This is a genomic window from Glycocaulis albus (assembly GCF_014639075.1).
Classification (GTDB): Bacteria; Pseudomonadota; Alphaproteobacteria; order Caulobacterales; family Maricaulaceae; genus Glycocaulis; species Glycocaulis albus.
The window spans coordinates 409072-430248 of record NZ_BMFS01000001.1; the positions used below are offsets into that span (position 1 = coordinate 409072).

At 63.3% G+C, this 21177-nt stretch carries 24 protein-coding genes; 17 read left to right on the plus strand and 7 right to left on the minus strand.

Annotation, left to right across the window (positions count from 1 at the left end; all coding sequences use genetic code 11):
* Positions 1–8 precede the first annotated feature (8 nt).
* From IEV75_RS01990 to IEV75_RS02010, 5 genes are all read left to right on the plus strand, one after another.
* A complete protein-coding gene (locus IEV75_RS01990; RefSeq protein WP_188450861.1) occupies positions 9–863 on the plus strand; it encodes a universal stress protein in 855 nt (284 codons plus the stop codon).
* 11 nt (positions 864–874) lie between these two features.
* Entirely contained in the window at positions 875–1231 is a 357-nt protein-coding gene (locus IEV75_RS01995) for a TraR/DksA family transcriptional regulator (RefSeq protein WP_188450862.1), read from the plus strand.
* A gap of 127 nt (positions 1232–1358) precedes the next feature.
* A complete protein-coding gene (locus IEV75_RS02000) occupies positions 1359–1868 on the plus strand; it encodes a bactofilin family protein (protein WP_188450863.1) in 510 nt (169 codons plus the stop codon).
* Between the two features lie 46 nt (positions 1869–1914).
* Positions 1915–2613, plus strand: a complete 699-nt coding sequence (locus IEV75_RS02005) for a ParA family protein (RefSeq protein ID WP_188450864.1) — start codon at positions 1915–1917, stop codon at positions 2611–2613.
* Entirely contained in the window at positions 2559–3761 is a 1203-nt protein-coding gene (locus IEV75_RS02010) for an alpha/beta hydrolase (RefSeq protein WP_188450865.1), read from the plus strand. The genes IEV75_RS02005 and IEV75_RS02010 overlap by 55 nt, the downstream gene beginning before the upstream one ends.
* Here IEV75_RS02010 and IEV75_RS02015 read toward each other — a convergent pair whose 3' ends face one another.
* The 3 genes from IEV75_RS02015 to IEV75_RS02025 form a co-directional block, all read right to left on the minus strand.
* Positions 3762–5348 carry an AbgT family transporter gene (locus IEV75_RS02015; RefSeq protein WP_188450938.1) on the minus strand — a complete coding sequence of 529 codons (1587 nt, stop codon included), beginning with the start codon at positions 5346–5348 and terminating at the stop codon, positions 3762–3764.
* A gap of 122 nt (positions 5349–5470) precedes the next feature.
* Positions 5471–6556, minus strand: a complete 1086-nt coding sequence (locus IEV75_RS02020; protein WP_188450939.1) for a Rieske 2Fe-2S domain-containing protein — start codon at positions 6554–6556, stop codon at positions 5471–5473.
* Positions 6557–6616: 60 nt separating this feature from the next.
* Complete coding sequence (locus IEV75_RS02025; protein WP_188450866.1) at positions 6617–7231, minus strand: TetR/AcrR family transcriptional regulator; 615 nt, start codon at positions 7229–7231, stop codon at positions 6617–6619.
* Positions 7232–7515: 284 nt separating this feature from the next.
* Here IEV75_RS02025 and IEV75_RS02030 point away from each other — a divergent pair, with 284 nt between their 5' ends.
* From IEV75_RS02030 to IEV75_RS02070, 9 genes are all read left to right on the plus strand, one after another.
* Positions 7516–8310 carry an outer membrane protein gene (locus IEV75_RS02030; RefSeq protein ID WP_188450867.1) on the plus strand — a complete coding sequence of 265 codons (795 nt, stop codon included), beginning with the start codon at positions 7516–7518 and terminating at the stop codon, positions 8308–8310.
* Between the two features lie 158 nt (positions 8311–8468).
* Positions 8469–9443, plus strand: coding sequence for an NADPH:quinone oxidoreductase family protein (locus tag IEV75_RS02035; RefSeq protein WP_188450868.1), 975 nt, complete (start codon positions 8469–8471; stop codon positions 9441–9443).
* Positions 9444–9488: 45 nt separating this feature from the next.
* Positions 9489–10565: an isoaspartyl peptidase/L-asparaginase family protein gene (locus IEV75_RS02040; RefSeq protein ID WP_188450869.1), complete on the plus strand. Its 1077-nt coding sequence runs from the start codon at positions 9489–9491 to the stop codon at positions 10563–10565.
* Between the two features lie 79 nt (positions 10566–10644).
* Positions 10645–11679 (plus strand): glycerophosphodiester phosphodiesterase family protein, encoded by a 1035-nt coding sequence (locus IEV75_RS02045; RefSeq protein WP_188450870.1) that lies wholly within the window; start codon positions 10645–10647, stop codon positions 11677–11679.
* 133 nt (positions 11680–11812) lie between these two features.
* Positions 11813–12961, plus strand: coding sequence for a homogentisate 1,2-dioxygenase (locus IEV75_RS02050; RefSeq protein ID WP_188450871.1), 1149 nt, complete (start codon positions 11813–11815; stop codon positions 12959–12961).
* Positions 12962–12987: 26 nt separating this feature from the next.
* Positions 12988–13989: a sodium-dependent bicarbonate transport family permease gene (locus tag IEV75_RS02055; RefSeq protein ID WP_188450872.1), complete on the plus strand. Its 1002-nt coding sequence runs from the start codon at positions 12988–12990 to the stop codon at positions 13987–13989.
* Positions 13990–13993: 4 nt separating this feature from the next.
* The gene (locus IEV75_RS02060) at positions 13994–14305 is read left to right on the plus strand and encodes a P-II family nitrogen regulator (RefSeq protein ID WP_188450873.1); all 312 of its coding nucleotides are present in this window, start codon (positions 13994–13996) and stop codon (positions 14303–14305) included.
* Between the two features lie 45 nt (positions 14306–14350).
* Positions 14351–14995, plus strand: a complete 645-nt coding sequence (locus IEV75_RS02065; protein ID WP_188450874.1) for a carbonic anhydrase — start codon at positions 14351–14353, stop codon at positions 14993–14995.
* A gap of 28 nt (positions 14996–15023) precedes the next feature.
* Positions 15024–16037, plus strand: a complete 1014-nt coding sequence (locus IEV75_RS02070) for a fumarylacetoacetate hydrolase family protein (protein ID WP_188450875.1) — start codon at positions 15024–15026, stop codon at positions 16035–16037.
* On the opposite strand, the gene hspQ is transcribed toward IEV75_RS02070, so the two are convergent.
* On the minus strand, positions 16038–16376 hold the full coding sequence (gene hspQ, locus IEV75_RS02075) for a heat shock protein HspQ (RefSeq protein WP_233351721.1): 339 nt from the start codon (positions 16374–16376) through the stop codon (positions 16038–16040). It abuts the gene before it with no gap.
* A gap of 223 nt (positions 16377–16599) precedes the next feature.
* Here hspQ and IEV75_RS02080 point away from each other — a divergent pair, with 223 nt between their 5' ends.
* Both IEV75_RS02080 and IEV75_RS02085 read left to right on the plus strand, forming a co-directional pair.
* A complete protein-coding gene (locus IEV75_RS02080) occupies positions 16600–17730 on the plus strand; it encodes a Ppx/GppA phosphatase family protein (RefSeq protein ID WP_188450877.1) in 1131 nt (376 codons plus the stop codon).
* Positions 17727–18458 carry an RlmE family RNA methyltransferase gene (locus IEV75_RS02085; RefSeq protein ID WP_188450878.1) on the plus strand — a complete coding sequence of 244 codons (732 nt, stop codon included), beginning with the start codon at positions 17727–17729 and terminating at the stop codon, positions 18456–18458. Before IEV75_RS02080 ends, IEV75_RS02085 begins: the two co-directional genes overlap by 4 nt.
* 2 nt (positions 18459–18460) lie before the next feature.
* Here the strand turns inward: IEV75_RS02085 and IEV75_RS02090 are convergent, their stop codons facing one another.
* On the minus strand, positions 18461–18823 hold the full coding sequence (locus IEV75_RS02090) for a hypothetical protein (protein WP_188450879.1): 363 nt from the start codon (positions 18821–18823) through the stop codon (positions 18461–18463).
* A gap of 104 nt (positions 18824–18927) precedes the next feature.
* Between IEV75_RS02090 and IEV75_RS02095 the strand changes: the two genes are divergently transcribed.
* Positions 18928–19694, plus strand: a protein-coding gene (locus tag IEV75_RS02095) for an IS5 family transposase (RefSeq protein ID WP_217983230.1) whose coding sequence is annotated in 2 segments (ribosomal slippage) — positions 18928–19237 and positions 19237–19694 — 768 coding nt in all. Because the reading frame shifts where the segments join, the coding sequence is not laid out codon by codon here.
* On the opposite strand, the gene IEV75_RS02100 is transcribed toward IEV75_RS02095, so the two are convergent.
* Together IEV75_RS02100 and IEV75_RS02105 are read right to left on the minus strand one after the other, a co-directional pair.
* Complete coding sequence (locus IEV75_RS02100; RefSeq protein WP_188450881.1) at positions 19653–20069, minus strand: hypothetical protein; 417 nt, start codon at positions 20067–20069, stop codon at positions 19653–19655. The two genes, IEV75_RS02095 and IEV75_RS02100, sit on opposite strands and share 42 nt — an antisense overlap.
* 88 nt (positions 20070–20157) lie before the next feature.
* Positions 20158–21090: an aromatic ring-hydroxylating dioxygenase subunit alpha gene (locus IEV75_RS02105; RefSeq protein ID WP_188450882.1), complete on the minus strand. Its 933-nt coding sequence runs from the start codon at positions 21088–21090 to the stop codon at positions 20158–20160.
* Positions 21091–21177: the final 87 nt, after the last annotated feature.

The following is a 21177-nucleotide window of genomic DNA, read 5'->3' on the forward strand; positions in this document are numbered from 1 at the left end:
GGCTGGACATGACCCATATCATCGCCCTGATCGACGGTTCCATCTACGCAAGCAGCGTGTGTGCTCACGCAGGCTGGGTTGCCGGCAAGACAGGGGCCAGTGTCGAGCTGCTCCACGTGCTGGGACGGCGCGGCACGGCCAGCCAGCCCGTCAATCTCTCAGGCAATCTCACCCTCGGTGCGCGATCCGACCTGCTGGAAAAACTCGCGCAGCATGATGCTGACCGGGCAAAGCTCGCGAAGGAACGCGGACGGGTCATTCTGGACGCCGCCAAGGCAGAACTTGAGGCGGCGGGGATCACCAGCGCTACGGCACGCCTGCGCCATGGCGATATCGTTGAGGCGATACACGATGTCGAAGCCAGCGCAGACCTGATCATCATAGGCAAGCGCGGCGAAGCTGCGGACTTTGCCAAAGGCCATCTGGGCTCGAATCTGGAGCGTATCGTGCGCGCAGCTACGAAGCCCGTGCTGGCATCGTCGCGGGCCTTCCAGCCTGTTCAGCGCGCCCTCATCGCGTATGATGGCGGAGCCAGCGCCGACAAGGCTGTTGCTCATCTCGCCAATGGCAAGCTCCTTGCCGGCATACCCATCGATATCGTCTCGGTGGGCGAGGATGCGCCAGCGCGCCGGTTGAAGCTGGAAAATGCAGCCGGGATACTTCGCGCGGGCGGGCATGATGTGACGGCCGAGATCATCGCGGGCAAGCCGGAAGATGTTATCTCGCAGCGTATTGCGGTGCGCGGGATCGGCTTGCTGGTGATGGGGGCGTATGGCCATTCACGCATCCGCAATCTGGTGATTGGCAGCACGACCACTGAGATGCTGCGCATCTGCCCTGTGCCGGTGATGCTGTTTCGCTAGTATCGGGACTGATGACGGACAAGAGCCACTCCCGCGAAACACTTGCTGCCCGTTTCCGCCCGCTGATCGAGGCCGAGCTGGAGCAGTTGCGGGCGCTGACCGAGGCGGGCAATGCGGACCGCTCGCCGGTGGAGCTGGACCAGCAGAGCATCGGGCGCGTTTCGCGTATCGATTCGCTGCAGGTTCAGGCCATGGCCCAGGCCTCAGAGCGCCGCCGGACCGCACGCCGCAGGCAGTTGCAGGACGCCCTCTCCCGGCTGGAGGCCGGCGAGTTCGGCTGGTGCGATGAATGCGGCGAGGCTATTGCGGTGAAACGGCTGGAAATCGATCCGGCCGTGACGCGGTGTGTGGACTGTGTCCTATCCTGAAGCCGGCGGGTGAATTACCCCGGTTTACCGGCATCAAAGACTTGCTCTTGCGCTCAGTCCGGTGCTGGATAAGTGCCCGCCTTTCGGCTAGCACTGCAATAAATCACAAAAGAGCTGGGGTCCCCTCATGAGCAATTCCTCTTCTGCCTCCAAATCCTCCAAGATCGGCATTCCTGACAATGGCGAGGATCTCGCCTTCTTCATGGGCGAAAAATGTTCCGTGGAAGGTGCCGTCCTTGATGTTGATGGTGCCGCGCGCATTGACGGCCAGTTCAGCGGCAAGCTGCGCGCCGTCCATCTGATCGTGGGCGAGAAGGGCCATGTCGCCGGCGACATCTCCAGCGAAACCGCCGATATCATGGGCAGTGTCGAAGACACGCTGGTGCTCTCGGGCAAGCTGACCATCCGGGAAGCCGGCCGCATTGAAGGCCAGATCACCTATGGCTCGCTGGAAGCCCATGAGGGTGCGCAGCTTGTCGGGCAGATCAATACGCAAGGGCGTGCCACGCGCACCGAAGGCACCTCGTCGCTGAGCAATCTGCGTTCGGCGATCTCGCAATCGGCACGCGACACCGGCTCGGCGCCCAAGCCCGCAGAGAGCTCCTCTCCGGCCGGCGATGACGACAGCGAATCCTGATCTGCACACTGATCGTGGCAGTTGAGGAAAGCAGGACGGCAGGGCCATGAGCTGCACCACCGTTATGTTCGCGAACGCCAAGGGTGGTGCGGGGAAGAGCACGCTTGCCTTCCTCAGCGCCATCCATTTTGCCGCGACGCATGATCTGCGCGTGTGCGTGATCGATTTCGACCGGTTGCGCACCACCTATAACGCCGTTCGCCGGTTCTCCGGCTCGGGTGTGCAATCCTTCTATCTGGCCGATGAGCATGGCGAGGGGCACAGGGTTGCGCCCGATGCCGTCAGGTCCGCCCTGGACAATCGCCGGGCTTCCAGCGATGTGCTGTTTGTCGATACGCCGGCGGGATTTCCTGCCGAAACCATGGTGCCGGCCATCAGGCCGGACATCATCTTCGTGCCGGTTGCCGTCTCCGACGCCGATATCATGGCGACCAAGGCCTATCTGCCGGAACTGGAGGAGGCCGCCAGCCGCATGTCGGAGCCGACCGGCGTGAAGCCGCGCATCATGCTGGTTCCCAATCAGGTGTTCAGTGACGATCAGGCACTGCGGGTCCGCGATGCCTTCCGCGGGCATTCGGTGCGCATCGCGCCTGCGCTTGCGTTCTCGCGCACTTTGCGCGAAGTCTTCCACTTCGAGCCAGGCGATACCAATATCGCGTCGGTTTTCCTCGAAGATGGCGGCTTTTTCCGATGGATGTCGGCGGATATTTTCTCGCTGCGGCAGATGCGCTCCCGCGACGGCTGACGGCCCTGCGGGCTGTCATCGGTGCCATGTTGGCACTGGCCTCGGTCAGCGCCTGCGCACCCACGCTTCGCGTATCGGACTTTGCCGAACTTCCCGGTGACGTGGCGCGCGAGCCGGTACTGACCGTATCCGCCCGGGCGCCGACACATGATGCGACGCTGTTCGGCCGGGAGCGCGCCGAGACACTGAGCTATGGCGTGCACACTGTCTCCGTTCCGCCGGACCGTGAGCCGGGCCGCATCCGCTATCCGCGCGGCACGCCGGACCCGATGCGCCATTTCACGCTCGCCTTTGCCGAGACGCTGCACGGGGAGGAGGCCTTCCTGGGCGCGCTGAACCGCAAGCTGTCCCAGCTCGACGAGGAGGAGCGCATCCTCGTCGTTTTCGTGCATGGCTATAACGAAACCTTCGGCAGCGGCCTGTTCCGCTTTGCCCAGATGATGCACGATTTCGAGATACCCGGCGTGCCGCTCTACTTCGCATGGCCGAGTGCCGGTGACCCGCGCTACTATGCCTACGATCTCGACAGCGTCTTCATCAGCCGGGACGGGCTCGCCAGCACGCTGCGCCTTGCCTCACGGGCACAGGCCGACCGCATCATGATCATTGCCCATTCCATGGGCTCCATGCTGACGCTGGAAACATTGCGCGACCTGTCCGAGGCTGGCGATAGTGCGGTACTGAACCGGATCGGGCAGGTGGCCCTGATGTCGCCGGATGTTAGTGTGGACGTCTTCCGCAGCCAGCTCGCCACGATTGGTGACGCGTCCGACATTGATTTCATCGTCTTTACTTCTACCCGTGACCGGGCCCTGCAGGCATCGGCGGCTCTACGCGGACAGACCGACCGGCTTGGGTCACTCAGATCCATCGAGGAGGTGTCGGACTTGCGCCTCACCGTTGTGGACGTTTCCGGCTTCGATACGGCTGATCCGCTGCGCCACTCCACGCTGACCATGTCGCCGGAACTGATCGCGCTTTTCGCGGGCACGCGCGATTTCGGGGTCGAGGCCGCGCCCCGGGCGGGCGCCGTGCGCGGGCCCTTGAGCCTCTCGATCAATGTGGTGCGTCAGGCAACCGAGATCATACTGGCACCCGCTGCAGCGGCGGCCGGTGCCATTGAAGGCACCGGCGCACGCCAGCAATAATTACCCGCCCGGCATCTCGTAGAAGGTTGGCGAACCGGGGCCGACCGGCAGGCCGAGGCCGAATGTCCACAGGAAGAACAGCGCGACCCAGGTGACGAGGAAAAAGATCGAATAGGGCAGCATCATCGCGATGACGGTGCCGATCCCGAGCTTTTTGTCATAGCGGGTCATCCAGGCGAGGATCAGGCCGAAATAGCTCATCATCGGGGTGATGATATTGGTGGAGCTGTCGCCAATCCGGTAGGCGGCCTGAATGACTTCCGGCGAGTAGCCGACCAGCATCAGCATGGGCACGAAGATGGGTGCGGTGACCGCCCATTGCGCGCTCGCCGAGCCCAGCATCAGGTTCACAAAGCAGCACATCAGGATGAAGCCGACAAAGATGGCCGGGCCGGTAAGGCCGGTATCCTGCAAGAACTGCGCGCCGGTGACGGCGGTGATCGCGCCGAGGTTCGACCAGCCGAAAAACGCCACGAACTGGGCTGCAAAGAAAACCAGCACGATATAGAGGCCGAGCGTGGAGATGGCAGACGCCATGCCGTCGATCACATCGCGGTCATTTTTCATCGTCCCGGCGGCGCGGCCATAGGCAAAGCCCACGATCAGGAAGAAGAGGAAAATCCAAGTCACGAAACCGGTAAAGAAGGGCGCCTGCTGGAAGATGGAGCCGGTGTCGGGATTGCGAAGCGCACCCCAGCCGGGCAGCCAGCTGGCCAGATCGATCTCTGGCATCAGCGTCCAGGCCATGGCCGCGAACACGGCCAGCGTGGCGATACCCGCCCAGGCAAGGCCCTTTTTCTCCGTGCCGGAGACGGGCTGCATCATGTTCTTGTCGAGCACGGCCGGGTCAGCGCGGCTGGAATCGTAGGGTCCGAGTTTCGGCTCCACGATGAAGATGGTGACCAGCGAACCGACAATCGTGATCATGAAGGTGGAGATCACCATGAAATACCAGTTGGCGGGCGCCGACACGACATAGGCCGGGTCGATCAGCTGCGCGGCCTCGGTGGTGATGCCGGCCAGCAGCGGGTCAATCGTGCCGATCAGGAGGTTTGCGCTATAGCCGCCCGACGTGCCCGCGAAGGCGGCGGCCATGCCCGCCAGCGGGTGGCGTCCGAGCGCGTAGAACACGGCGCCGGCCAGCGGTACCAGCACGACATAGCCCATCTCCGAAGCGGTATTGGACAGCACGCCCGCAAACACCACGGCGACGGTAACGGTATGCCGGTTGGCACCCAGCACGATGGAGCGCACGGCGGCCGACAGAAGGCCGGATTTCTCAGCGACGCCGACGCCCAGCATCGCCACCAGCACCACGCCCAGCGGCGCAAAGCTGGTGAAATTGGTGGTGAGGCTGGTGAAAATGCGCCGGAAGCCATCCTCGTTCATCAGGCTGACCGCGCGGATCATGCCGTCGGCGGCGCGTCCGCTGGCGCCTTCGGGGCGCGGGTCTTCCACGGCGACTTCCAGAAGCCCGCCAAACAGGCCCGATGCCAGGATCATCAGGCCGGCCAGGATCGCAAACAGGGTGACAGGGTGGGGCAGGAGATTGCCCAGCCACTCCACACCATCAAGAAAGCGGGTCATTACACCGCGCTTGTCGGCGCGCGTCGCAGGGCTCGTCTCTGTCACGGGGCAAACTCGTCAGCTGTTCGGGGAAGCGCCTACCATGCCCGGCGGGGCTGTACGGGTCCAGTCCTGCAAATGCCTCAGCTGCGCCAGCGCAGCGTGGCGGGTTGAACCGGGTTTTCGAACCCCGCGCGCATGCCGCCACCCTTTTCCCAGGCGTCCTTCAGGCGGAAATACCATTTGGCCTGCACATCGCTGTCATTGATGAGCATCAGGCGGGGATCAAATTTCAGCCCTTCCTTCTGGATGTTCACCATGTCGCCATCCTGCTTCAGGAAGGAGCGCACGAAGGGCCGCAGTACGGGCTTCAGCGCGCCCAGCACGGGCAGTGTCCAGTAGAAGCTCTGTGTCACCTCGGTGGAAGTTTCGGTGAGCGGGGTCACTGCGGTCAGTCCGACAACACGGCCGCGCGTGCCGGCCGTGATGTGCTCCACGCGCACGCCCGGCAGGCGGAAGCTGATCGCGGTGGTCAGATTGCCGCCGAGGATTTTGTAAAAGCGCGAGTTTTTCGACGGCGTGTGCGGCAGCATTGTAAAGCCGAGCTCGCTGGGTCCGAACGCTTTTTCCTTCTCGTGCATGGATTTTTCCGACCGCCAGAAGACCGAGCGGTGGACATAAGGCCCGTGTGCCGGATCCATCAGGCCGATAACGGCGTGATCGACATGGCAGTCGAAGACCATGCGCTCGACCAGGGCAGGCATACGTTCGCCCACTTCCGGCATGACCGGGGGTTCGTGGTCGGGCTCTGGTGTATCGCCCAGCACAGGGCCGTCACTCGCCGTAGGCATCCATATCCAGAGATTGCCCTGCAGCTCGCGGACCGGATAACGCCGAACGCGGATCCTGCCGATATCCATCTCCTGGCCTTCAACCAGGCAGGGTATGGCCCGGCAGCTGCCATCGGGTCCAAAGCGCCAGCCATGATAGGGGCATTCGATCTGCGGCTCGGACAGGGTCTTTCCGTCAATCGTGCTGCCCTGCGCGCACAGCCGTCCGGCCGATAGCGGCACGCCGCGATGGGGACACAGATCGCGCAGGGCGAATACCTCGCCATCCCTTGCGCGCGCAATCACCACCGGTTCGCCCAGCAGGACCTTGTGCAGCATCTTGCCCGGCTTCACATCCCCGGCCGGGCAGGCATAATACCAGATATTGCGCAGAAACATGGGCACGCCGGCTCCCGGTCATCACGGACGGACCGGTTATCGGAGGCTGGCGGCGCATTATCAAGCCTTTGCTGCGAGACCGGTACCGAACAGGGTCACCAGATCGGCAAAGAAGCCGCTCATGTCGAGCGGGCGGGCCTCTTCGCCGTGCAGCAGGCGCTGGTGCAGTATCGCAAACAGCATGGTGGAATAGAGCGCCAGGGCGCTGTGGCGAACCCGATCAGGGCTTTGTCCGCCCGGATCGATGCCGGGGCCCAGGCGTGCCTCTATGGCTTTCAGGGACGGCTCGACGACGATGTCGAGATAAGCGCGCCCGACCACCGGGTCATGAATGGACTCCACCAGAGCGAAGGCGTGGGCCTGCACGAAGAGGGAGTTGTCAAAGCCCTGAAGCGCGAGATCGAGATAGCCCTTGACCGAGTCCTCCAGATTGCCGCCCGCTTCGGCTGACCTGGCGAGCCATGCCTCCGCCTGCCGCGCGAAATGGTGGAGGATGGCGATGACGACGCCCTGACGGTCCTTGAAGAAGTGCCGCAGCGTGGGCTCGGAAACGCCTGCCCTGATGGCGAACTGGCGCAAGGACACCGGCCCTGACCGGTCCGCCACGGCGGCGACCGACAGCATGTCCAGCAATTCGCGTTGACGCTCCGAATGCAGGACAGGGGATGCGGTCATGGCCGTCTCCGGGCGAAGGGCATGCGGCGTGTTTGCCGTCTGGTTGTCGTTTCCGGGCGCAGGGAATCGCTCCGGTGCCAGTTCGTCCATTACGACACTTCTCCTCGCAATGCACGCGGGGCATGGGTGGTCCGGGCAAGCGGCGGACTGTGTTCGGCTCCGCCTCCCGGATCACGCGTATCCGCACAACCGGCGAAAAAGCACACCACGCCCTTGTCCGGTCTATATACTATTGCATATCCGATACAGCATAACACTTTCAACCTTCCAAGAGGGAGACCGAGATGAGCTTCAAATTCGGCAAACCGGCCCTGAAGGCCGGACTCACGGCGTCTGCGCTGGCCCTGGTGCTCGGCGCAGGCGCGTCCGCGCAGCAATATGTTTCGGCATCTGCCGGGTTCAATTTCCAGCGCGACAGCGCCAATTCCGGCAGCTTCACGCAGGACTTCACAACCGGCGACGGTGTCGCCGTGCCGGCAGGCACAGTGCTGCCGTCCGGTACGCCGCTGGGCTGGAGCACAGAGTTCGACACCGGCGCCTTTGTCAGCGCGGCCTATGGCTGGCGTCTTCAGAGCGGGCTGCGGATGGAAGCAGAAATCGGCTATTCATCCAGCGATGTGGATACCCATACCGACGTCTCGGCCGGTGGCAATCCGATCGGCGGCGCTGATGCGGCCGTGCTGATTACCGGCTCCCCGGCGCTGGGCGTGACGGTGGCGGATCTCGTCGCTGACGGGCGCGGAGTGATCCGCAATACCAGCTTCATGATCAATGCCTATTACGATTTTGACCTGCAAGGTCCGCTGGGGCTCTATGCCGGTGCCGGTATCGGCGCGTCGAACGTGAAGGTCCGGTACAACCCGTCCGATGTCGACATCATCAATGACAGCGAAACCGTCTTTGCCTACCAGCTCATGGCCGGTGCGAGCTACGATGTGTCAGATCGCGTCCAGCTGTTTGGCGGCTATCGTTACCGCGCAACGCAGGACGTGGACTTCAACGTGAACCTGTTCCCGGCCACGCTGGATGTCGAAAACCAGTCCAACATTCTGGAAGTCGGCCTGCGCTTCTACTTCTAGGCGGAAACGCTGACGCTTGAACGGCCCTGCCGGCAGCTTCGCGGACAGGGCCGTTTGCCGTCCAGCAAGGCGCAGGGTTCGCGCATTGCCCTTTGCGGGCACCAGCCTTTATGGTCTCGCGCAACTGACCTGACCTGTTCGAGAGAGGACACCCCCATATGCGCGCTCTGATCTGCAAGGAATTCGGCCCTTACGAGAATCTGGAAGTGGCCGAGGTTGATGCCCCGCCGCTGAACGAGGGCTTTGTGCAGGTCGATGTGAAGGCTGCAGGTGTCAATTTTCCCGACATTCTGCTGGTTGAAGGCAAGTATCAGGCCCAACCGCCCTTCCCATTCATTCCGGGGACGGAATGCGCGGGCATCGTGTCCGAGCTTGGCAAGAACACCAGCGGCTTCCAGCCCGGTGACCGGGTGATCGTGGCGACCATGCTGGGCGGGTTTGCCGAGCAGGCCGTCGCGCCGGCTGCGCAAGTCATCCCGATCCCCGATTCCATGAGCTTTGAACACGCCGCCGCCTTCACGACGATTTACGGTACCTCCTATCACGCGCTCAAGCAGCGCGCGAAGCTGCAGCCGGGAGAGACCGTGCTGGTGCTGGGCGCTGCGGGCGGGGTTGGGCTCGCCACGGTGCAGCTGGCCAAGGCCATGGGCGCGAAGGTGATCGCGGCGGCCAGCACGGCTGAAAAGCTGGAAATTGCCAAAGAGGCGGGCGCCGATGAGCTCATCAACTATACAGCTGAGGACCTGAAGGCCCGGGTGCGCGAGATCACCGCGAACAAGGGCGTCGATGTCGTCTATGATCCGGTGGGCGGCGATTATTCCGAAGCTGCCTTGCGGGCCACGGGGTGGGGCGGGCGCTATCTTGTCATCGGCTTTGCTGCCGGTCTGATCCCGAAAGTTCCGCTCAATCTGGCCCTGCTCAACAGCCGCGACATTCTCGGCGTGTTCTGGGGCGCCTGGGCGGGCCGCAATCCGCGCGAGAATGCGCAGAACATGAAAGAGCTTTTTGACCTCTATGAGGCCGGGAAGATCGTGCCGCACATTTCAGCGGCCTATCCGCTGGACGAATTTGCCAAGGCCTTTGCCGACATCATGGAGCGCCGGGTGAAGGGGAAAGTTATCCTCACCTTCTGATTTTCAGCTATTCTGACCTGCTGCCAGCCAGTCATGGAGTTGACGATGATCCGTGTCCTGACCGCCTTTGTTTTCCTCGCCCTTGCCGCCCCTGCCGCCGATGCGCGGAACGAGAGCGCAGGCGAGCTGGAATGGTCGATCATCATCCACGGCGGTGCCGGGGTGATCGAACGCGGAGCCATGGATGCCGAAACCGAAGCGGCCTACCGTTCCGCCTTGCAGGCCGCGCTGGAGCTGGGCGGTGCCATGCTCTCCGGCGGAGCGGACGGGACAGAGGTCGTGGAGGCGGTAATCCGCGTCCTTGAAGACGATCCGATGTTCAATGCCGGGCGCGGCGCGGTGTTCACGGCCGACGGCCGGGTGGAACTCGATGCTTCGATCATGGTGGGTGATACGCGCGCTGCCGGTGCCGTCGCCGGGGTGACAGGTGTGCGTCATCCGATCTCACTGGCGAGAGCCGTGATGGAACACAGCCCGCATGTCATGCTGGTCGGTGACGGGGCGGAAGGCTTTGCCGCTGAACGCGGACTGGAAACCGCCGACCAGGCCTTTTTCTTCACCGAGCGCCGCTGGCAGGCCATGGAACGCCAGGTGCAGCGCATGGGGCTGCCCGTGCCGCCGCGCCCTGAAGGCGCGCCTGCCCCCGAGCCGGTCCGCGAGGGCGCGCTGGACCTGATGGAGCGCGAACACCGCTTCGGCACGGTCGGCGTGGTTGTGATGGATACCAGTGGCGTGACAGTAGCGGGTACGTCCACAGGCGGCACGACTGCCAAGCGCTGGGGCCGCGTGGGCGATACGCCGATCATCGGCGCGGGCACCTGGGCGGACGATCGTTGCGGGCTCTCGGCCACCGGCACGGGCGAATACTTCATCCGCTTCAATGTGGCAGCTGCCATCTGCCATGAGGCCAACCGGCTGATGTTCGAGCAGCACAGCTTTGAGGAAGCTGCCCAGATCGCCGCCGACCGCATGATGGAAACCCTTGAGGCCGATGGCGGAGATGGCGGCATCGTCATGCTGTTCGTTGGCCAGCCCGTCTGGGCAATGAACACACCCGGCATGTACCGGGCGAGTTGGGGCGAGGGCCGCGAGCCATACGTCGCCATCTATGATGATGAATAGGGTTGCCGCCCGTCATATAGCTGTTGCGTGAACCGGCTATCGGGTCCGGTGGCCGCTATAATCTTGTTCCGGAGCTCTCATGCGCCTGTTTGATCCTGCAATTTTGAAACTTGCCAGCGTCTCGGCCCTGTCCCTGTTTCTGGCTGCCTGCCCGGAGCCGGTGGGCGAAATTGAAATGCCAGAGCCGTCCGGCGAGCTGTCGGAAGCCGAGCGGCGTCTGGCGGAAGCGGCGCCAGCGTCCGACACGCTGCCCGAGCCCCTGGTAGCGGCGGTGGCGCCGGACGGGCAGTCCATTCCCGATGTGCTGCGCTGCCTGATGGACCGCGATGTAACGCTGGTTAGCGCGCACCGGGGCGGTGTGGAGCCCGGTTATCCCGAGCACGCGATCGAAACCTTCGCCAACACGCTGTCGGGCGGACCCATGCTGCTGGAAATGGATGTACGGCGTACCGCCGATGGCGTGCTGGTGATGATGCATGATGAGAGCCTTGACCGCACGACGAACGGAACCGGCAATATTTCCGAGATGACCTTTGCCGAGCTGTCGGCCTTCCAGCTCATCGACAATGAGGGCGAGCTGACGCCCTACCGTATTCCCAGCCTGTCAGAGGTGCTCAGCTGGGCGCGCGGGCGGGCCTTCGTCCAGCTTGACCTGAAGCGCACCGTGCCGGTTGAAGATCTCGTGGAGGCTATCGTCGCCAATGATGCGCTCTCCTATGCCATGGTCATCACCTATGAGACCGAGGACGCGCTGCGCGCTGCGGCGGCCAGTGACGAGGTGGTGATCTCCATCCAGCTGACTGACCCTGAACGCCTGGAGACGCTGACCGAAGCCGGCATTGACCCGGCCCGTCTTGTCGGATGGGCAGGGGTGCAGCGCGAGCTGGACCCGACTGTCTGGGCGCATCTGCTCGAGGCGGGTATTCCGCCGGTTGCCGGCACGCTCTGGCATATTGACAGCGAGGTGCTGGAAAGCGGCGATACGTCCATCTATGCCGGATTTGCCGATGCAGGTGTTGCCATGATTGCATCCGACCTGCACTGGACAGTCTATGAGGCGCTCGAAGCCCGCCAGGACACGGTGGCGTCCTTCCGCGCGTGCACGGCGCAATAGGGCGTCCGCCCGCCTTTGCCAGCCTGCCAGCGTTCAGGCACACTGACGTCATGCAACCCCCTTGCCGGGAAGCCCCTTCCATTTAGTTTCAGATGTAACTAAATTGATGACCCGGCAGAACGGAGAATGTGTCATGGCGCGCAAATGGATCTACACCTCCCGCAGCGAAGGCGATGCCTCGCGCCAGGCCCATGCTGATTTCCCGGAACATGCGCCCTATGAGCGCGAAATGTCCAAGGAGGGGTTTTTCGGCCCCGCGGCCTTCCTGCATCACAAGCGCCCGCCCACCGGCTGGGTGAAGTTTGAAGGCCCGCTGCAGCCGCGCGCGTTTGATCTGGCGCGGCTGAACCGCCCGGATGATGTGCCGTGGTCCAGCCCGTCCGTTCTGCACAATAATGGCTGCGATATCCGTTTCTGGAAGCTGGAAAAGCCGATGACAGGCCTTGCCCGCAACGGCGATGGCGACCAGCTTCTCTTCATCCATACCGGCAAGGGCTCGCTGTTCTGCGACTTTGGCCATCTGGCTTACGAGGCGGGTGACTACATCATCCTGCCGCGCGCCACGATGTGGCGGCTGGTGCCGTCTGAAGCCACGGCCGTTCTGATGGTGGAGGCCACCAACACCCACTACACCCTGCCTGACCGGGGCCTGCTCGGCCCGCATGCGATCTTCGATCCGGCGGTGCTGGATGTGCCGGCCATGGACGAAGCCTTCCGCGCGCAGCAGGCAGATGACGACCATGAATGGGTGGTGCATGTGAAGAAGCGCGGAGCGGTGAGCCGCATCACCTATCCCTATAATCCGCTGGATGCTGCCGGCTGGCATGGCGAGCTTTATCCGGTGCGCCTGAATGTGCGCGATATCAGGCCGCTGATGAGCCATCGCTATCATGTGCCGCCGAGCGCGCACACGACCTTCCTATCGGACCGGTTTGTGGTGTGCACCTTCGCGCCGCGCCCCTTCGAGACCGATCCGGGCGCGCTCAAAGTGCCCTTCTTCCACAACAATAACGACTATGATGAAGTGCTGTTCTACCACGCGGGCGATTTCTTCAGCCGCGACGGCATTGATGCGGGCATGATGACCTTCCACCCGGCAGGCTTCACCCACGGCCCGCACCCGAAAGCGCTCGCCAACATGTTCACGCAGAAAAAGCCCGCGACGGACGAGTATGCGGTGATGATCGACACCCGCGATCCGCTCGATGTGGGTGAGGGGGCAGCGAGTGTGGAGAATCTCGACTACGTTCACTCCTGGAAGCCGAAACAGGCGGCTGAGTAGGCATAGTCGGAGCCGGGGGGCGGGGCATGGATATTTTCACGCTGGCGGAAGCCAATCTGATCTCCCCGCCCATCCTGTTCTTCGTGCTGGGGCTGATCGCGGCGTTCGTCCGCTCAGACCTCTCCATTCCGGAGGCCATCGCCAAGGCGCTATCGCTCTATCTGGTGATGGCGATCGGCTTCAAGGGTGGGGCGGAGATGGCCGTCGGCGACCTGAACTGGTCGGTTGGCGGAGCGATCCTGTCCGGTATCGTGCTCTCGGCGCTGCTGCCGGTGCTGGGCTTTGGCCTCTTGATGCTGACCACGAAGGTAGGGCGCATTGATGCGGCGGCCATCGCGGCCCATTACGGCTCCATCTCCATTGTTACGTTTATCGCTGCGAGCGACGCGGCGCGCTTTCTCGAAACGCCGGGTGAAGGCTTCATGGTGGCGGTTGCCGCCGCCATGGAAGCGCCTGCCATCGTTACCGCGCTGATCCTGGCGGGCTCGGCTGCGCGCGCCTCCAATGGCGGGGAGGGGCATGCCGAGAGCAGGCTTTCGGTCCTGAAGGAGATTGCGGCTAACGGCTCGATCGTCCTCCTGATCGGGGCGTTTTTCATCGGCTGGATGACCGGCCCGCGCGGCATGACGGCTGTTGCCCCTTTCTTCAACGACATCTTCCGCGGCGTGCTCTGCCTGTTCCTGCTCGATATGGGGCTGGTGGCGGGCCGGGGCCTTCTTCGCAACTGGCGCGTCCTCAAACCCGGCGTCATCGGCTTCGGCCTCTACATGCCGCTGATCGGTGCACTGGCAGGGCTGGGAACAGGGCTTCTCGCCGGGCTGGATGCGGGCAGTCTGGGCTTGTTGATGACGCTCGCGGCCTCTGCAAGCTATATCGCGGTGCCGGCGGCCTTACGCCTTGCCCTGCCCGAAGCGCGCCCGGCGATTTCGCTGACGCTGGCGCTGGGGATCACTTTTCCGTTCAATCTGGTGGCGGGTATTCCGCTCTATTTCTGGATCGCCCGGCTTGTAACCGGCACTGGAGGCTAGACCGATGCAGACCAGCCTGAAAAAGCGACTGGAGATCATTATCGAGATGCCGGCCGTCCCGCGCCTTGAGAGCGTGCTGGAAAAGGCGGGTGTAAAGGGCTGGACCGTGCTGCCCGCCAAGTCCGGCCGGGGCAAGAATGGCAGCTGGGCGCGCGAGGGGCAGATCACCGAAGCCGGGCGCATGGTGATGGTGCTGGCCGTTATCGATCCGGCCGTGCTCGATACCGTGCTGGAGCGTGTCTACGCGCTTCTGGAGCGTCAGATCGGCATTGTCATGGTCTCGGACGTGCAGGTGGTGCGCGCCGAACGCTTCTGACCCGCCCGCTTGCCGCCCGGCCCATCGAAGGCTAGACCGCCAGACATGATACCTGACCGTCTGCATGAGGGCTTTGCCCGTTTCCGCGCCGAGCGTTTCGAGCGCAAGCAACGCATCTGGCAGAATCTCGCCAAGGGGCAAAAACCCCATGCCCTGGTGATCGGCTGCGCGGATAGCCGTGTCGACCCGGCGGCGATCTTTGATGCCGGACCGGGCGAGCTGTTCATCATCCGCAATGTCGCCAATCTGGTGCCGCCCTATGAGCCGGACGGCGCGCATCACGGCGTCTCGGCCGCGCTGGAGTTCTCCGTCAAGGCGCTGGGCGTTCCCCATATCGTCGTGCTGGGTCACAAGAGCTGTGGCGGGGTGCACGCAGCGGCGACGGGCGGAGCGGCTGGCACGCAGTTCATCGAGCGCTGGCTCGACCCGCTAAAACCGGTGCTCGACGAGGCCGTTCGCGAGCTCGGCGAAGATGCCGATACTGACCATCTGTGTGATGCGATGGAGCTCGGCTCGATCAAGCGGTCGCTGGAGCGGCTGATGTCGTTCCCCTTCATCTCCGAGGCGGTGCAGGCCGGTACGCTGACCCTGCATGGCGCGCGTTTCGGCATTGCCGATGGCGAGCTGGAATGGCTCCATTCCGATGGCCGCTTCGCCGCCGTTTCACCCGATAATTTCCTCGAAGCCTGACCGCGCCCGGCGCGAAAGGAGCAATCCGATGAAACTTGCCAGCCTGAAGAATGGTACGCGCGACGGCCGTCTTGTTGTCGTCTCGCGGGATCTCGCCTGGTGCACTGACGCCTCCCATATCGCGCCGACCCTGCAGGCGGCGCTCGATGACTGGGCTGCGATCGCGCCGAAGCTGGAAACCCTGTCGGACGAACTGCACCGCGAGACCATTCCGCGCGAGCGCTTTCATGAGCATGACGCGCTCTCGCCCCTGCCGCGTGCGTATCAATGGGCGGACGGCTCGGCCTATGTGAACCATGTGGAGTTGGTCAGGAAAGCGCGCGGCGCGGAAATGCCGGAAAGCTTCTGGACCGATCCGCTCATGTATCAGGGCGGCTCTGATGCCTTTCTGGCGCCGCGCGATCCCATTCCGCTGGGTGATGACAGCTGGGGTCTCGATTTCGAGGGTGAAGTGGCCGTCATCACCGGCGATGCGCCCATGGGCTGCACGGCCGATGAAGCAGCAAAGGCCATCCGCCTCATCATGATCTGTAATGATGTGTCGCTGCGCGGCCTGATCCCGGGTGAGCTCGCCAAGGGTTTCGGTTTCTTCCAGTCCAAGCCGCCGACAGCCTTTTCACCCGTCGCCGTGACGCCTGACGAGCTGGGCAAGGCGTGGGACGGGGCGCGCCTGCACCTGCCGCTGCGCTCTCAATATAACGGCCAGCTTTTTGGCGAGCCGGATGCCGGGGTCGACATGACATTCGGCTTCCCGGAGCTGATCGCGCATCTGGCGAAGACCCGGCCCGTGACGGCTGGCACCATTGTCGGCTCCGGCACGGTATCAAACAAGCAAGATGACGGTCCCGGCAAGCCGGTTAGCGAAGGCGGCAAGGGCTATTCGTGCATCGCCGAGATCCGCATGATCGAGACGATCAATGACGGCAAGCCGAAAACGCCCTTCATGACGCCGGGCGACACGATCCGCATCGACGTGCGCGACGGCAGCGGCAAGTCGATCTTCGGCGCTATCGAGCAGGAAGTGGTAGGTTACGGCCGGTAGCTAGTTCGCCCTGGAGGCGATCTCGGCCTTCACCTTGTAGCGGGCACCGTCAAAACCTTCGAATACAGCGGCTGCTTCCGGGTGGCCGATCGGGCCGTTATGGGCGTCGGGCAGCAGGTTCTGCTCGGAGACATAGGCCGTGTAGTAGCTCTGCTCATTCTCGGCCAGCACGTGGTAAAAAGGCTGCTCCTTGTGCGGGCGGATACGTTCGGGGATGGACTGGTACCATTCCTCGGTATTGGCAAATTCCGGGTCGACATCGAACACCACGCCCCGGAAGGGGAAGAGCCGGTGACGGACCACATCACCAATCGCAAAACGCGCGCTACGCACGGAAATCTCCTTTTTTCCCAGTCTTTTACCGTTCAAGTATGGCGCTGGCGCCGTAAATCCAGCCCTGTGCTGCATGACACACTCGCAAGCCTAATACCTGTCATCTTGTCACGATCGTGTTATCATTGTCTTCAACACACGAACCAGACCGGTCTTGCCGGGCAACGGGCTGCGCGCCGGAAGGTTGCGCGCCTTGCCAGACAGGCCGGGCAACAGGACCAGACAGTTCATGGATACGCATGACCCCGGCGCACGCCCGGGGACCGATTCGCGCAAGACATCCAAAGGCCGGCACCGGCACGATGTCATTTACGGTGCGATAGACCTTGGCACCAATAATTGCCGTATGCTGATGGCTCGCCGCGCGGCGCGCGGCTTTCGCGTGGTGGAAAGCTTTTCGCGCATCGTGAAGCTGGGCGAAGGGCTGGGCGCCAGCGGCGTCCTTTCCGAGGAGGCGATGGACCGTGCCGTCGAGGCGCTGGGTGTGTGCGCCCAGAAGCTGGAACGGCGCAAGGTGACGAAATTGCGCGCCGTGGCGACGCAGGCCTGCCGCATGGCGTCCAACGGGCAGGCATTCCTTGACCGGGTGGAGCGGGAAACCGGCCTGAAGCTGGACCTGATATCGCCGGAGGAGGAGGCCCGCCTGGCTGTCCAGGGCAGTCTGGATCTGCTTGATGACAGCTTCGATGCCGCTGTTGTGGTCGATATTGGCGGAGGGTCTACCGAGCTGTGCTGGCTGGATCTGGCTGAATGGCGCGAACGCGGCGGCTATCCCGATGCAGGGCGGCCGGGTATTCGCGGCTGGACAACCATTCCGCTGGGTGTTGTCACCTTGTCCGAACGCTGCCCCGAACCGGAAAACGCCACACCTCAGGAGCGTGCGGCCTGGTATGAGGCGATGAAGGCCGAAGTGCGCAAGGAGACACGCATCCCGAAGGGCGCGCGCCGCCTGCGCCCGCTGTTTGAACAGGGCAAGGCCCATATGGTCGGCACATCGGGCACGGTTACCTCGGTGGCCGGGGTTCATCTCGATCTGGTGCGCTATGACCGCAATCGCGTGGACGGGCTATGGATGGAGGCGCATGAGGCGCGCGCGGCCTGTGACCGGCTGTCAGGCAAGGACGCTGAAGGACGTGCGGGCGAGGGCTGTATCGGCACCGAACGGGCCGATCTGGTGGTGGCAGGTTGTGCTATCCTGGAAACCGTGATGGATGGCTGGCCGGTGCCGCGCCTGCGTGTCGGGGACCGGGGGCTTCGTGAAGGCCTGCTGCTCAATCTGATCTATCCCAGACGAAAACGCGGCCGCCGCGGCCGCAAGGGACGGACACGCAAAGCCGGCCCGGCAGGAGTTGAAGCATGAGTTCCGGCAAGGATGATGCCCCGCCCGAGGAAAAACGCCGCAGACGCTCCGGCCCGGTCACCAAGGGCGGCAGCAAGCGCGCTGACAAGCAGTTCCACGAGCGCGTCAAAACCGCCAAGAAGCGCAAAGTGTCGTCCCAGCGCTGGCTGGAACGCCAGCTGAACGATCCTTATGTCCAGCGTGCGAAGGCTGAAGGGTATCGTTCGCGCGCGGCCTACAAGCTGATCGAGCTGGACGACAAATTCGGCCTTTTGAAGCCCGGCATGCGTATTGCCGATCTGGGCGCCGCGCCCGGCGGCTGGGTGCAGGTGGCCCTCAAGCGCGGGGCCAGCCATGTCGTCGGTATCGACCTTCTGGAGATGGATCACATCGCGGGTGCCGTCCTGATGACGATGGACTTTACCGATGCGGGCGCGCCCGAAGCGGTGAAAGAGGCGCTGGGCGGACCGGCTGACCTTGTCATGTCCGACCTCGCCCCCTGGACCACCGGTCACAAGAGCACCGACCATTTGCGTATCGTCAATCTGGTGGAGGCGGCGGCAGACTTTGCGCTGGAAACGTTGAAACCGGGCGGGGCCTTCATCGCCAAGGCGTTCCAGGGCGGCACCGAGAGCGAAATCCTTGCACGGCTGAAGCCGCGCTTTGACAAGGTCAAACACGCGAAGCCCGCCGCCAGCCGCGCCGACAGCTCGGAGACCTATCTGGTGGCTCTGGGGTTCCGGGGATAGGGCTACATCATTCCCGCTACAAAGCCCTGGCCAGCGCCCGATGCCCCGATGACTAAGCCCAGCGCTGTGAGGGCAGCGACCATGGAGCCACCGGACACGGTTGCCGGGTGCAGCTTGCCCAGGGAGCGAAGGTCGTGGGCCGCCATGGCCGCCAGAAGGAGTAGCGACACGATCAGCGCGATCGGCATGGCAGGCAGGTCAGGCGCAAACCCGTTCACGATGCGGAAGGTGGCCGGCAGCATGAAGGCGATGCTCGCCATCATCATCAGGCGCTTGTGTGCGGCACCGGTCTGACGAAACACAATCGCGAGGGCCACCAGCAGGCCGAACGCCACCAGGGCGAGAATATCAAACCAGATCAGCACCGAAATGACCGGCAGAACCGTTTCGGCCTCTAGGTTCTGTACCCATAAACGGGATTCCCAAATCAGCTGGGTCGTGATTCAAGCTCCTTGAAGGGAGTTTGATCATGGCCCGATTTGATTTGAGTGATGCGGAGTGGTCGATCATCATGCCGCTCCTGCCGAACAAGCCGCGCGGCGTGCCGCGCACGGACGACCGGCGTGTGCTGAACGGGATTTTCTATATTTTGCGGACGGGATCGCCCTGGCGCGATCTGCCGGAGCGCTACGGCCCGTACACGACGGTCTATAACCGCTTCAACCGGTGGGCGAAGGCGGGGGTATGGGTGAATGTTTTCAATGCTCTGGCCGACCAGTCTCCAGAGTCGATGACGTTTATCGACAGCTCCATCATCCGCGCTCACCAGCACGCTGCAGGCGGAAAAAAGGGGGGCCGGATCACGCCATCGGTCTCTCTCGCGGGGGACTGAGCACCAAGATCCACGCCATCGTGGACGATCAGGGCTTGCCCATCCGCCTGGCCCTGTCTCAAGGCCAGGCCGGCGACAAGAGCGCCGGCGCCGAGCTGATATCCACCCTGCGACGCGCCCGCCATGTGGTGGCCGACCGCGGCTACGACGCCCGCGCCCTTGTGGAGCAGATCGAAGCCATGGGCGCCACAGCTCACATCCCGACCCAGAAAGACCGAAAGGTCCAGAGGTCCGTCGCGCCGCACATCTATCGCCAGCGCAATCTCGTCGAGCGCTACTTCTGCAAACTCAAGCACTTCAGACGATGCGCCACACGCTTCGAAAAGCTGGCCAGAAACTTCCTGGCCGCCATCGCACTCGCATCAGCAAGACTCTGGGTCAGAGCTTATGAGTCCACGCCCTAGACCGGCGGCGATCAGGCGCGGGGCGAAGCCCGTGATCACCGGAATAGCGGTCGCAATCATGGCCACGGCTAGACCGAGGCCGAACACCCCCATCATCTTGTGCAGGCCATAGGCGCGCCGCCCGATGAGGAATGTCTGGACGGCGAGCAGCACGTACCAAGCAGTCATCACTGAGCCGTGGATGTAGAGTTCGCGCGTCATGAACGCGTCAGTCATGAAGGGGGCCTGCTCAAAGAAGGCGCGCAGGTAAAACGTCTTGGAGAAACCTGCCAAGACCAGCGCGAGCAGGGTCAGCGACATGTAGAGGAAAAAGCGCGATCCAGCCGGATTATCCGGCACATCGCCCGATGCGGTATCCAGTACAGTATCAGCCATCCTTTCGCCCTTCCCAACCTATTACAGGGCGGACGTTCCAAGCTGACCGGTGCCGTGTCAAGTTTTGTTGGAGAGGTGACCGTGTGTATTACGTCCGCCAACGCAAGGTCGCGGGCTTAACCGGGTTCACGAACTCGCGCCCCTGGGCGCGGGAATCGAGAATTTCCTTCTTGATGCGCTGGTACCAGATGAAGAGTTGGTCGGCGTCGCGGATCAGCATGCCCTTCGCGCCGAAGGCGAGACCCTTCTGGCGCAGCGCCATGATGTGCACGTCCTGTTGCAGGAAGGGCCGGGTGAACAGGCGCGCTATCGGCTTGATGGCGGTGAGGACCGGCGTGTCCCAATAGAAAACCTGGCGGATCACGGTGCGGCTCGCGTCGATGGGTGTGAGGACGGTGACACCGAGAACCGTGTGCTTCTCGTTCCAGATCCGCTCGATGCGCAGGCCCGGCAGACGGAAGGCGATCAAGACCCGGATCGAGCCGCCAATAATGTTGTAGAGCTTCGAGTTAACCGGCTCATGCGGAACCATGGTGAAGCCCAGCTCGCTTGGCTCGTAGGATTTCGCCTTGTCTTTGAGTGTCTTGGAGCTGCGCCAGATCGGGCTGGCATGGACGTAAGGCCCATGGGCCGGGTCCAGCAGGCCATAGGCGGCGTCATCAATATGGCAGGGCAGCAGGGCTTCCTCGACAAAGCGCACCTTCGCGCTGCCCGGCCCTTCGAACGCGGGCGGCGCGCTTGCCGGTGCACTGCCGGGCTTTTCCGGGATGAAGACCCAGATCAGGCCTTCCTGCTCGGCGACGTGCAGGGCTTCACCATTGCCGGACTGTCCGGTCACCGGGTCTGCAGCATCGCCGGTGCGCGTCAGTTCGAGGGCAAGGCCGCAAACGCTCAGGCTCTGGCTGCGCCCGGCTTTCAGTTCGCGCGCAGGCAGGGCAACATACCAGAAATCACGCAATATGCCGTCATCAGCCAACGGGCAGGCAGCGTCGAGCGTAGCATCGGGTGTGTCTTGAAACATGGGAGATACCGGGAAGGGCGCGGTCATCGACCGCGTGAATCAGAGAGGGCTAAAGGCGCTGGTGAGCGCGTCTCACATCCGGTTTGC

Coding starts and splice junctions, on each gene's coding strand:
- IEV75_RS01990 (WP_188450861.1), top strand. CDS start 9: ATGACCCATATCATCGCCCTGATCGACGGTTCCATCTACGCAAGCAGC.
- IEV75_RS01995 (WP_188450862.1), top strand. CDS start 875: ATGACGGACAAGAGCCACTCCCGCGAAACACTTGCTGCCCGTTTCCGC.
- IEV75_RS02000 (WP_188450863.1), top strand. CDS start 1,359: ATGAGCAATTCCTCTTCTGCCTCCAAATCCTCCAAGATCGGCATTCCT.
- IEV75_RS02005 (WP_188450864.1), top strand. CDS start 1,915: ATGAGCTGCACCACCGTTATGTTCGCGAACGCCAAGGGTGGTGCGGGG.
- IEV75_RS02010 (WP_188450865.1), top strand. CDS start 2,559: ATGGATGTCGGCGGATATTTTCTCGCTGCGGCAGATGCGCTCCCGCGA.
- IEV75_RS02015 (WP_188450938.1), bottom strand. CDS start 5,348: ATGACCCGCTTTCTTGATGGTGTGGAGTGGCTGGGCAATCTCCTGCCC.
- IEV75_RS02020 (WP_188450939.1), bottom strand. CDS start 6,556: ATGTTTCTGCGCAATATCTGGTATTATGCCTGCCCGGCCGGGGATGTG.
- IEV75_RS02025 (WP_188450866.1), bottom strand. CDS start 7,231: ATGACCGCATCCCCTGTCCTGCATTCGGAGCGTCAACGCGAATTGCTG.
- IEV75_RS02030 (WP_188450867.1), top strand. CDS start 7,516: ATGAGCTTCAAATTCGGCAAACCGGCCCTGAAGGCCGGACTCACGGCG.
- IEV75_RS02035 (WP_188450868.1), top strand. CDS start 8,469: ATGCGCGCTCTGATCTGCAAGGAATTCGGCCCTTACGAGAATCTGGAA.
- IEV75_RS02040 (WP_188450869.1), top strand. CDS start 9,489: ATGATCCGTGTCCTGACCGCCTTTGTTTTCCTCGCCCTTGCCGCCCCT.
- IEV75_RS02045 (WP_188450870.1), top strand. CDS start 10,645: ATGCGCCTGTTTGATCCTGCAATTTTGAAACTTGCCAGCGTCTCGGCC.
- IEV75_RS02050 (WP_188450871.1), top strand. CDS start 11,813: ATGGCGCGCAAATGGATCTACACCTCCCGCAGCGAAGGCGATGCCTCG.
- IEV75_RS02055 (WP_188450872.1), top strand. CDS start 12,988: ATGGATATTTTCACGCTGGCGGAAGCCAATCTGATCTCCCCGCCCATC.
- IEV75_RS02060 (WP_188450873.1), top strand. CDS start 13,994: ATGCAGACCAGCCTGAAAAAGCGACTGGAGATCATTATCGAGATGCCG.
- IEV75_RS02065 (WP_188450874.1), top strand. CDS start 14,351: ATGATACCTGACCGTCTGCATGAGGGCTTTGCCCGTTTCCGCGCCGAG.
- IEV75_RS02070 (WP_188450875.1), top strand. CDS start 15,024: ATGAAACTTGCCAGCCTGAAGAATGGTACGCGCGACGGCCGTCTTGTT.
- IEV75_RS02080 (WP_188450877.1), top strand. CDS start 16,600: ATGGATACGCATGACCCCGGCGCACGCCCGGGGACCGATTCGCGCAAG.
- IEV75_RS02085 (WP_188450878.1), top strand. CDS start 17,727: ATGAGTTCCGGCAAGGATGATGCCCCGCCCGAGGAAAAACGCCGCAGA.
- IEV75_RS02100 (WP_188450881.1), bottom strand. CDS start 20,069: ATGGCTGATACTGTACTGGATACCGCATCGGGCGATGTGCCGGATAAT.
- IEV75_RS02105 (WP_188450882.1), bottom strand. CDS start 21,090: ATGTTTCAAGACACACCCGATGCTACGCTCGACGCTGCCTGCCCGTTG.